This window comes from Mycobacterium simiae (genome assembly GCF_008370645.1).
GTDB classification, from domain to species: Bacteria; Actinomycetota; Actinomycetes; order Mycobacteriales; family Mycobacteriaceae; genus Mycobacterium; species Mycobacterium simiae_A.
Genome location: NZ_VTZN01000160.1, coordinates 1 through 10,829, shown reverse-complemented (window position 1 = coordinate 10,829; position 10,829 = coordinate 1). Strand labels below are relative to the sequence as shown.

The window sequence follows — 10,829 nt, the reverse complement described above, 5'->3', positions numbered from 1 at the left end:
CCAACCAGCAAGTGCGCCAACCGATTAGTGACCTCATCCAGCTGGCGATACGTCCACGACCGCTCCCCACAGGTCAGCGCGACCGCTTCGGGTGCGCACGCAACCCGGGCGGCAAACACTACCGGAATCGACACCCCCGACCCCGCAGCCACACTCAACGCAACCCGATTACCCCACCGCGCCACACTCGCATGCTCCGCACCATCAAGCACATCCACCGACGACAACGCCCGCCCCGGATCGGCGACCAGCGCCGCCAACACCTTTTCCAATCGGGCCGCCAAATCAGCGACGTCGAAATTGGAGAACGGCCGACCACCGCCGGTGGTACTCAGGAAAATCCGATCGCCGTCTCCAAAGAAGAACAGACCAAAGTGGCTCACAAAGCCGGAAGTGGTAGGCGCACCCCGCGCTGGGGCACCATTGAAAGGCAGCACGGTTGTCGACGGGATGAAATTGACACCAACTCGATTACTCGCCCGCCCAGCGCCGCGGCCGTGACCCTCGTTCTCCAAAACGTTCACTGGAAACCGCTGGTGGCGGAGCACCTCGCCGATCCGCCTATGGACATATTCACAGAAATCCGCGACCGACGATTCCGGAGTCAACTGCAACGCCAGCGGCACAACACCGGCAAGCATTCCGGGAAACGACTTTGACTCCGTAGTGGTTCGCCTACTAACCGGGAAGTCGAGCACCACCTGTGATCCGTCGGAGGCCCACCCGCGCACCAAAAGCGCACACGCCGCGGTGATGACGGATGATCGACGGACACCTAACAGCTGGGACAGCCGCTCGATCCGATCCACAATGGAAGGGTCGAGTTGAATCGGCGCAGCAACAAAATCCGAGTCCGCATCACACGTGCCCTCAGATTGCGGTAGCGGATAGCCCAGCGCATTTTCTTGCGGAAGATTCTTCGTCCAATAGGCCAAGTCGTCGAGGTAATCGTTGGACGCCTCGTATTCCAACTCCCAGGCAACCAGGTCTCGCAACGAGCCAAAAAATGCGGGGGGGACGGGCGTGCCAGCAGCAATGGCTGAGTAGACGACGGCAATCCTATTCGCTATCAGCGCAACAACTCCGAATCCGTCGATGACGATATGGTGGCAACACATGAACAAATAAAGTTGATCCGGCCGTGTCCGAAACAATGCAAATCTGAATAATGGGCCGGTCAACGGCATCGCGGCCCGTTGTATCGGTGATGCCAACCGATAAGCTTCCCCGACGGGGTCCGCAGAACTGCTGAGGTCATGAAAGGGAATCTCAATATCCGGGTAATCAACCGCTTGTTGGAAGACCTGGCCATCCACCTCAGAAAAGACGGCCCTGAGCGGTTCGGCCTCAGCCACCACTTGGCGGATCGCCTGTCTGAGCAAATCAGCGTCTACCGCGCCCTCGATGAGCAAAAAATTCCCGAGTCGCCACTCGGTATCCGAGCAACCTATTTCCGCCGCAAGCCATATCCTCAGCTGTTCGCGGGTCAGCGGAAGAGCGTTCTCATCGAGGTCCATCGATGTCTGCCCGGCCTAGGTCTCGAAAGCCGGTCCGGCCCGTAGCTTTTCACGCAGGCTCTTCGGCCGGATGTCGGTCCAGTTCCGTTCGATGTAGTCCAGACACGCAGCACGTTCGGCCTCGCCGTAAACCATCTGCCAGCCCGCTGGGACCTGGGCGAGCGCCGGCCACAGGCTGTATTGCTCCTTGGCGTTGACCAACACCAGGAAGCGTGCATTTTCGTCATCAAATGGATTGATGCTCATCGTTTTTGCTGAGCTCCTCGCTACACAAAGCTGTGCACTGGTGGGACCACGGGGCGCTGTCCGAGCGATGCCACCAGCCTTCCAGCACCGCGCCTTTGCCCCTATCCGCTGATCGGACACAGTCCCCATCCTCCGATCAGCGGACGCAGAGCCTTTAGACCTCATCCTCACTGTGCCGGTCACGATGGCAGCCAGAATGAAGCGCCGATATCCCTCTCTTGGTGGACACCGGTATTCACCCGTGGTCGGACATGAAAATTCACCCGTCGCGGCAGGAGTTCACCAGCTGGTACACCGACTACGACCCGGAGACATGCGACTACCGGCATATCCCGTTCTTCGCCGCGGTCAAGGACCGACTGGCGGTGTGACGCGGCGGCTGCTGAACTCCCGACGCGATCCAGTGACCGGATCGTCGAACTCGATGCGTTGCGCCAACAGCTGCAGCGGCAGACTGAAATCGTGGGCAGCCACCTGTATCACGTTGGGATACAACGGATCTCCGATGATCGGCAACCCCAGCGATGCCATGTGCACCCGTAGCTGGTGGGTGCGTCCGGTACGCGGCGTCAGCCGGTAGAGGCCGTCAGGCGAGACCAGTTCGACCACCGTCTGCGCATTGGGCGCACCGGGCTCGCAGACCGCCTGCAGCTGGCCGCGGCGCTTGACGATGCGGCTGCGCACCACGCGCGGTAACAGCACGGCCGGGTCCACCGCGGCCCGCGCCAGGTAGGTCTTGCGCACCGCTCCGGCGGCAAACAGCTTCTGATACCGACCGCGCAACTCACGCCGAGTGGTAAACAGCAGCACCCCGGCGGTCAGCCGGTCGAGGCGGTGCGCCGGGCTCAGCTCGGGCAAGCCAAGCTGGCAGCGTAACCGCACCAACGCGGTCTGGACGACGTGGCTGCCTCGCGGCATGGTGGCCAAAAAGTGGGGTTTGTCGGCGACGACGATGTCGTCGTCTCGATACAGCACCGGGATGTCAAAGGGCACGGGCACTTCGTCGGGCAGGTCGCGATACAGGAACACCAACGACCCGGGCGGGCGCACCGTGTGGGCATCCACCACCACACCGTCGTCGTCGACGACCTCCCCGGCAAGCACCTTGGCTCGGGCCGGCTCACCAAACCGCACAGTCAGCTCGGCTAGCACGGACCCTCCGCGCAGTCGCAACCGGGCGGGCCCCAGCGCCTCGCGAACCCCAAGCACGACTCGCAGACTACATATCGTCAGGGGCTTGGGGGTGCAAGTCCCGTCAAAGCCAGTCGCGACGCCTAAACGTCACATAGAGCACGATCATCAGCACGACGATCACGCTGCTGCTGACGATGAAGCCTGCGCTCGAGCCGAAGCCGGGATAAGGGATGTTTTGGCCGTAATAGCCGGTGATCGCGGTGGGAACAGCGATGATCGCGGCCCACCCGGTCAACTTCTTCATGACGGTGTTTAACCGGGCATCTTGCAGCGACAGGTTCGTCTCGAACACGGTGGTAATCATGTCGCGTAATGACTCGGTCCATTCCGATACGCGTAGCACGTGGTCATAGAGGTCGGCGTAGAGCGGATCGAGTTCCCGTTCGGCCTCGGCGTGAAGGCGATGATGCTGAATAGAGTTGACGACTTCGCGCATCGGTAGGGCCACGCGCCGCAAGTTCACCAGGTCTCGGCGCATCTGGAAGGTTCGGCGATGGAAGTCTTGCCGGCCTGCGTTGCCGTCGAACAGATCGTCCTCGATGGCTTCGATGCAGTCGTCGAGAGCCTCCACGGCGGCGAAATGACTGTCGACGACGACGTCGAGCAGTCCGTGTACCAGGGCGCCGACGCCGTAGCGCTGAGCGCCTATTTCCTGCCAGCGCCGGGTGACTTGCGCCATGTCGAAGTCGGACGTCAGGCGCACCGTGACCAATCCGCGAGCAAGCACGAAGGCCGAGATCGGGCGCATCGACAACATCGGCTCTGTGTTGGGAGCGGTTTCGTCGGCGACGTCGACGGCATAGACGGTGAAGAAGGTGTGGGTTGCGTAGGCGGTGGCCTTAACCCGTTCTGCTGCTGCGACGGCGTCTTCAACAGCCCAGTAGTTCAGGCCGAGTTCCTGCGCTAGGCCACGCAAAGTGTCGTGGTCGGGATCGCACAAGTCAACCCACACCAGGGTGTCGTCCTGACTGAGGTAGTCAGAAATCCGGTCGAATTCGAAGTCCTTTTGCGGCTCACCGCAACGCCATACGAGACCCTGAATAGCTGGTGCCGTCCGCACCAGGCCATCATGTCAGCCCGCCCCGATAACGCGCTCAGAACGTCGATATCTCGTCCTGCGTGGGCAAAGCACCGGTGACCATGAAGATCACGCGGCGACCGATTTCCACCGCGTGGTCGGCGAAACGCTCATAGAAACGACCCAACAGCGCGGTCTCGACGCCATCGGAGACGCTGTGCTTCCACTCGCGGTCAATCAGCACACCAAGCAGCTGCCGGTATAAATCGTCCATAGCGTCGTCTCGGTCGTGCAGCGCAGCGGCTTGCTCCTGGCTCAAAGACAGCAGCACCTGCTTCGCGGCCTCGCCCAGGCCAATTGCCACCTTCGCCATGTCAGCGAAGCAACCGCGGACCTCGTCGGAGAGCACCTGCTTCGGATACTGCCGACGGGCAATCTTGGCTACATGCACAGCCAACGCTCCCATTCGATCTACGTCGCCAAGGATCTGTACGGCGCCGAAAATTGCCCGCAGCTCGCCGGCCACCGGTTGCTGCAACGCCAGCAGCGCGAAAGCTTCTTTCTCCGCGTGCGCGCGCATGGCCATGATCCGTTCATGCTCACGGATCGCCTGCTCAGCAGCGTCGATGTCAGCCTCCAGCAGGGCCCGTGTCGCGTCCTTCATGGCCTGCCCGGCCAGGCCGCACATCTCGGCCAGTTGAGCAATCAGGTCAGCTAGCTGCTTGTGATAGGCGGTTCTCCTGGGTTTCATAGCCAAAGCCTTCCTGGACCAGATTTGCGGCGCGGAACTGCCGGCGGTACACGCGGTCCATCATCGACCATGTGCCGACCATTTCGACATAGCTGGGAGCGCCTGAGCGCCGCGAGCGTCAGAGCACGATCCGAAGGCTGCTTTCCCCTGCTGCCGTTGCCGGATAGTCTGCGGCTCAACGACGTCGCTCGCAGGAGCCTCGAAGGAGCCGTGAAGGTGCACAGTAGGCAGCCATGGTGGTAGCTCCGTTGCGCGCCGTGGTGGCCGCTACCCGCATGGCGGCTGCCGCGGGAGTCGTCGTCGCAGGTGTGGGTCGGTCGCTGGCCGGAGTGGCGCCGAAGCTCACAGCGCTGACCCAGGCCGTCGCTGGCGTGGCGATCGAAGCAGCAGGCGGACCTTCGCAACGGCGTAGCAGCACAAACGGTCGGCGCCACTGGATCGAGGTACGGGGCCTGCACGGTGCAGACGCCGGCGCGATCGCCACCGACGTCCTGGCCGCCGTCCGCGCCACACCCGGAGTGCAGCAGGCTTTCCTGAACCGCGTGCTGGCCCGGCTCGTGGTCACCGTCGACGCGGACGGACCCGCGGCGGCACGGCTGTGCCGGATCGTGGCCGACGCCGAACGACGGGACCGGATGCCGGCCCCCGCAGCACGCCCAGCCAGCCTGCCAGGCGATGACGCGGTGGTATTGGGCCCAATGGTGGCAGCCGCGGCCGCCAGCGCGGGCCTTGGCCTTTCGTTGACCGGCAGTCTGTTGCGGCTGCCCCGACTCCCCGACTTGGTGGCCGTGGCACCAACGCTGGCCGACCACCTGCCACGGCTGCGTCGAGAGCTGGAGCTACGCGTGGGACCCGAGGGAACCGACGTGCTGTTCGGTTGCGTCAACGCCGCGACGGCCGCGTTGACGCTGTCGCCGACCGCGGCGGCCGCCGAGACCATCAACCGCGGCATGCTCGCGGCCGAGGCCATTGCCGGTCGGCTGAGCTGGCGTCGACATGAGCCCGCCCTGAGCAGCCAACCGATCGCTGACGATTCCGCCTTACGGCCCAGGGACACCCAACGTCCGGCCGACGGGCCCGCGGAACGCTACGCGAATCGGATCGGCGTGGCCGGCATCGGCGCGGCCGCTGTGGTCGGTCTGCTATCCCGCAACCCCGACACGGCCGGTGCTGCCGCACTGGCCGCAGTCCCCAAGCCGTTGCGCACCGTCCGCGAGGCGTTCGGCTGCGCGATGAGCCGCGGCTTGACCGCCCAGCACGACGCGCTGGTACTACAACCCCGCGCCCTGCGCAGCCTCGACCGGGTGGACACGATCATGATCGACCCGCGAGCACTCTACACCGACGACTTGACGGTGAGTCGCGTTGTCGGAGTGGATGATTCCGAACGCACCCGGGCCTGGGAAGCGGTTCGGGCCGCACTCGACGATGCGGGGCTGGCCCCGGGATGGCACGCCTTGGCTGATATCCCCGGAGCCGGCTGCTGCGGCGAGACACTGATCAGCCCAGTCCGCGATCCGCATGCCGCAGCGGTGGTCACCGAGGCCCGCCGGGCACGCCCCCGGGTATTCTCCGTCCAAGACGACGGATTGCGCTCTCTCGCACAAGGATTCGATGCCTTGTATCCTTCGGGTGAGTCGATCGACGACGCAATCGCGTCGGCCGTGGCCGAACTCAAGGCGGGCGGCGCCACGGTGGCGCTGTTGACCACGTCGCAGCTGCGGGCCGCCCACCGGGCCGACGTCACCATCGGTGTGGCCCGGCAGCCGCATCCGCCGCCGTGGGGTGCCGACGTATTCGTTTCCGATCTGGGCGGCGCCTGGCGGGTGCTGCACGCGCTGCCGGCCGCGCGCGCTGCCACCGACAGTGCCATCCGGCTATCGGCCTCAGCTTCGGCGATCGGCGGGCTGATGCTGATTCCCGGTGTGCCCGGGCGCGGCTCGGCGTCGGTGAATGTCGGCATGGCCGCCAGCCTCTATCTCGGATTTCGCGCGGGCACAAAGGTTTTTCGCGATCCAGTGCCGGAGCCGGAAACCGGCCACGAGTGGCACAGCCTGCCGGTCACCGAGGTGCGGCGGCTGTTGCCGCGCCCTCCCGACGAACACCCCGGACAAGGGTCAACCTGGCGGCGACAGCTGGCACCGATTCGCCTGCTGCATGGCGCGACGGTGGTGTCGTGGCAGCTCGTCCGCGATTTCGCCGACGAAATGCGCGACGACCTGTCTGACCCGATCACCCCACTGCTGGCCACCGGTGCGGCAGCGAGCGCCCTGCTGGGCTCGCCGCTGGATGCGCTTCTGGTGGGCAATGTGGTGTTGCTCAATGCCGCTTTGTCGGCCGAACAGCAGCTCCATGCCGAACGCGTTCTGAACCGGCTGCTGGCCGTACAGGATCCCGCCGCGCGACGGCGGTTAGGCCCGTTGGACGAGCGGCGCCGCGAAAAGGTGCCCGCGGCGCAACTGCGTCCGGGGGACATCATCGAGGTTCACGCCGACGAGGTGGTGCCCGCCGATGCCAGACTGTTGGACGCATCCAATGTCGAGGTTGACGAATCCACGCTGACCGGTGAATCGCTGCCGGTGTCCAAGCAGACCGAACCCACGCCCGGGGCCCCGCTGGCCGACCGGGACTGCATGCTCTACGCCGGCACCACGATGATCGCGGGCACGGCCGTGGCCGTGGTGACCGCGGTCGGTTCGCGTTCCGAGATGCGCAGGGCGTTGGCGATGGCTCCGCGAAAGTCCCGGGAAATCGGCCTGCAACGGCAGCTGAGTCGGATCACCCGGCGACTGTTCCCGTTCAGTGTGGCCAGCGTGGGGCTGGTCGGGTTGCTCAGCGTAGCGCGGGGCACCCGGTTGCGCGAGGCGGTGGCAAGTGCGGTCACGCTGCTGGTCGCTGCCATTCCGGAAGGGCTGACGCTGGTGGTGACGCTGGCCCAGCTGGCCGCGGCGCGCCGGCTCACCGGCGAATCGGTGCTGATCCGCAACGCCCGCTCAATCGAGGCATTGGCCCGGTTGAACGTGGTGTGCTTCGACAAGACCGGCACGCTGAGCGAGAACCGGTTGAAGGTCAAAGCGGTGCACCCGACGCCGGGCTTCACCACCGGCCAGGTGCTGGACGCGGCGCTGAGCACGACCTATTCCAGGCACAGCCACCGCGTCGAGCACGCCACCGACGACGCGATAGTCCGGGCCGCGGGCGACCCGTCGGTCCGCGGCGAGAGTTCTGCGCCGCCGCGGCGGTCCAAGCGTGCCGCGTTCCTGCCGTTCCAGTCCGGTCGGCCGTTCGCGGCCGCGCTGGTCGGTACCCGGTTGACCATCAAGGGCTCACCTGAGGTGCTGTTGGCCGCGCTGCGGCACGACGACCCATCGTTGACCCAGCAGATCGAGTCGATGGCGGCCGGAGGTCTGCGGGTTTTGGCGGTGGCCGAGCGTCACCTCAGTTCAGCTGAGGCCGCCTGTGCTGCAACCGATCCCGATGTTCTACCGGACCTGTGTACGGCTGAGCTGACCCCAATCGGTCTGCTCGGCTTGGCCGATACTCCCCGGCCGATGGCCCAGTCCGTCTTGGCCGGCCTTGCCGAGCGGGAGATCGAGGTCCGGTTGATCACCGGTGACCATCCCGCTACCGCCAGCGTCATCGCGCGGGAGCTGGGCATCGAGGTGACCGACGAGGAGGTGATCACCGGCAGCCAATGGGAGGCGCTGTCGGCTGATCAACGCGCTGCGGCTGTCGCGTCGCGGCTGGTCTTCGCGCGCATGTCACCCGAACACAAGGTCGAGGTGGTCCAAGCCCTGGAACGCTCCGGACTGGTCACGGCGATGGTGGGCGACGGGGTCAACGATGCCGCCGCAATCCGGGCGGCCAGCGTGGGCATCGGGATGGCCGCACGGGGCAGCGATGCGGCCCGTACCGCGGCCGACGTGGTGTTGTTGGACGGACGGATCGACGCGCTGCTGGAGGCCCTCGACGAGGGCCAGCAGCTGTGGCGACGGGTGCATTCGGCGGTGTCGGTACTGCTGGGCGGCAACGTCGGCGAGGTGTGCTTTGCCCTCATCACCGCCCTGCTGACCGGGCGTTCGGTGTTCAATGCCCGCCAAATGCTGCTGGTCAACATGCTGACCGACGCGCTGCCTGCCGCCGCCTTGGCGGTCAGCCCGCAGACGAGCACCGCCGAGGTCGAACGAGACGAGGCAGCGATGTGGCGGGCCATCGGCATCCGTGGCGCGTCGACCACTGTTGGTGCCATGCTGGCGTGGCTGATGGCCAGCGTGACCGGCACTCCGCGCCGGGCGGCAACGGTTGCGCTGATCGGATTGGTGGGCACGCAATTGGCGCAGACGCTGGCCGACTCGCACGCCCGGGTGGTGGTGTTGACGACTGTCGGGTCCTTTGCCGCGCTTGGGGTTGTGGTGAGCACTCCCGGTCTCAGTCAGCTGTTCGGCTGCACCCCGGTAGGCCCCGTGGGCTGGGGCCAGGCCCTGCTGGCCGCCGCGGTGGCGACCCTGGTGTCGGTGCTGGCGCCGGAGTTGCTGGTCCGCGCGTCGGCGACGGCGCGCCGGATCGTCGGCGTGACAGCCGACGATTAGGCCGCCAGCGGGTAACCAAGAATTCGGGTAGCCGCTACCTGCGGTTGGGCATCTGGCATCGCGCGGTGGTCACCACCGGCCATCGTGTCGGGTGTCGGGCACGCAACGGATAGGTGGTGGTGATGCAGCGACTAACTCGCTTGCAACTCAAGTCCTTTCGACCTGCGTTAGAGCATGTGGCGGGGCCTGGCGACCGCGGTGGTGGCGTCGGCGGCGACGACACCCCACCCGTGCTCGAAATCGGCGGTCAGTCGGTCGAATTGCCGGGCTTCCGCAGCGACGAGCCGGCCAGCGTCATGCTGATCGGACAAGACGGTCACCATCTGACCCTGCACGTCGTCGCTCCCGATGCCAGCGACCAGAGCGGTCAGCAGCCCCTGGACGAAGCACGAGGTAGCGCAGACTGCGACGGTACTTCTGCCAGCCGTTCCCTGATTGCGCGATCGGTCGCCGACGTCGCATACAAGTTAGCCCAACACGAAGGCCGCGGCGACGAGCGGCGCACCACGCAGATCAGGCCGTGGTGTGAGGAGGCGGCCCAACAGTTCATCGACGCACCGGTGCAGACTTTCGTTCCCATCCTCGTCGAACACTTCGTGCGCAACCCTATGATGCAGACTCGTGTGCGTTCGGCCTTGCCGGCGAGCAGCTGAGCTAAGTTGCGTTCGCCAGTAGGGCGCTGATCGCCTTGATGTCGGATGGGCTGGGCAGCGCCCAATGGGGTTTGTCGTCGGGCTCGAGCAGTTCGATGGCGTTGAGGGGAACGAGAGCCGCGTGAGATGTGCCGCGGGCACGCGCCAGGCATAGCAGTTCGAAGCACAGGGTGGCCAGATACTGCACCGATGGCGACTGGTGGCGACACCGGACAGGCAACGGCCTATCTGGCTGCGCTGAGCCTGGATGTAATCCGTGGCAACCATGGCGGTGCGGCCAACATTGACCATGTCGCAACCCATGGTTATGGCCAGCAAGGCGATCTGGGGCTGCCAACCCTTTCATCGCTCGAAACTGCTGGCCACACTGTCTCGATTGACCTGAGCCAGACGCAGCGGATTCGGTCAGCCATCGCCGATCAGACACGCCGGTGCCTGGCGGCGGAGGGCACGCCCAGCGCGTCGACGTTGATATTGGGCCTCGCGGCAGGGCTGGCCGAACCGATGGCGTGGGCGACACCCGCATCCGGGCGAAGAGGCTGCGGGTATCCCAGCCGAACAACGCTGTCCCGCGCTACTCCCAAGGGCATGCCAATCGAGCGACCCGACCTGGTCTTAACGGTTAACCGTTGGGTCCGGGATTTCCGTTACTGCCCGCGCTGCCGTTAGCGCCGGAAGCACCGTTCTGGACGCTGCTGCTGCCGCCCGCCCCGCCGACGCCCGCTGCACCTCCGACACCGCCGGCGCCGCCGGCGCCGCCAAGGCCGCCAAAGCCGTTGCCGCCTCCTGTGCCCAGCAGCAACCCACCCGGCCCGCCGATACCGCCGGGAACCCCGCCGCTACCACCCGCCCCGCCGTTGC

At 65.7% G+C, this 10,829-nt stretch carries 10 protein-coding genes; 3 read left to right on the top strand and 7 right to left on the bottom strand.

Annotation, left to right across the window (positions count from 1 at the left end; translation table 11 throughout):
• Together F0Q45_RS20610 and F0Q45_RS20605 are read right to left on the bottom strand one after the other, a co-directional pair.
• A partial coding sequence (locus tag F0Q45_RS20610) for a condensation domain-containing protein (RefSeq protein WP_262491087.1) occupies nt 1–1,517 on the bottom strand: 1,517 nt, incomplete at its 3' end.
• A gap of 15 nt (nt 1,518–1,532) precedes the next feature.
• Nucleotides 1,533–1,763 carry an MbtH family protein gene (locus tag F0Q45_RS20605; protein WP_149655709.1) on the bottom strand — a complete coding sequence of 77 codons (231 nt, stop codon included), beginning with the start codon at nt 1,761–1,763 and terminating at the stop codon, nt 1,533–1,535.
• 221 nt (nt 1,764–1,984) lie between these two features.
• Between F0Q45_RS20605 and F0Q45_RS27925 the strand changes: the two genes are divergently transcribed.
• Nucleotides 1,985–2,134, top strand: coding sequence for a hypothetical protein (locus tag F0Q45_RS27925; protein ID WP_188113055.1), 150 nt, complete (start codon nt 1,985–1,987; stop codon nt 2,132–2,134).
• Here the strand turns inward: F0Q45_RS27925 and F0Q45_RS20600 are convergent.
• Genes F0Q45_RS20600 through phoU form a run of 3 tightly spaced genes read right to left on the bottom strand, consistent with a single transcriptional unit; the run spans nt 2,112 to nt 4,726 of the window.
• The gene (locus F0Q45_RS20600) at nt 2,112–2,972 is read right to left on the bottom strand and encodes a pseudouridine synthase (protein ID WP_262491086.1); all 861 of its coding nucleotides are present in this window, start codon (nt 2,970–2,972) and stop codon (nt 2,112–2,114) included. The two genes, F0Q45_RS27925 and F0Q45_RS20600, sit on opposite strands and share 23 nt — an antisense overlap.
• 46 nt (nt 2,973–3,018) lie before the next feature.
• A complete protein-coding gene (locus F0Q45_RS20595; protein WP_149655707.1) occupies nt 3,019–4,017 on the bottom strand; it encodes a magnesium transporter CorA family protein in 999 nt (332 codons plus the stop codon).
• A gap of 34 nt (nt 4,018–4,051) precedes the next feature.
• Nucleotides 4,052–4,726: a phosphate signaling complex protein PhoU gene (phoU, locus tag F0Q45_RS20590; protein WP_149655706.1), complete on the bottom strand. Its 675-nt coding sequence runs from the start codon at nt 4,724–4,726 to the stop codon at nt 4,052–4,054.
• Nucleotides 4,727–4,959: 233 nt separating this feature from the next.
• Here phoU and F0Q45_RS20585 point away from each other — a divergent pair, with 233 nt between their 5' ends.
• Together F0Q45_RS20585 and F0Q45_RS20580 are read left to right on the top strand one after the other, a co-directional pair.
• Complete coding sequence (locus F0Q45_RS20585) at nt 4,960–9,315, top strand: cation-translocating P-type ATPase (protein ID WP_149655705.1); 4,356 nt, start codon at nt 4,960–4,962, stop codon at nt 9,313–9,315.
• Between the two features lie 122 nt (nt 9,316–9,437).
• Nucleotides 9,438–9,968, top strand: a complete 531-nt coding sequence (locus F0Q45_RS20580; protein WP_149655704.1) for a DUF5994 family protein — start codon at nt 9,438–9,440, stop codon at nt 9,966–9,968.
• A 1-nt stretch (nt 9,969) separates the two neighbouring features.
• Here F0Q45_RS20580 and F0Q45_RS29500 read toward each other — a convergent pair whose 3' ends face one another.
• On the bottom strand, nt 9,970–10,155 hold the full coding sequence (locus tag F0Q45_RS29500) for a hypothetical protein (protein WP_262491088.1): 186 nt from the start codon (nt 10,153–10,155) through the stop codon (nt 9,970–9,972).
• A gap of 435 nt (nt 10,156–10,590) precedes the next feature.
• Nucleotides 10,591–10,829: hypothetical protein (locus F0Q45_RS27920; protein ID WP_188113054.1), on the bottom strand; the 239-nt coding region annotated here is incomplete at its 5' end.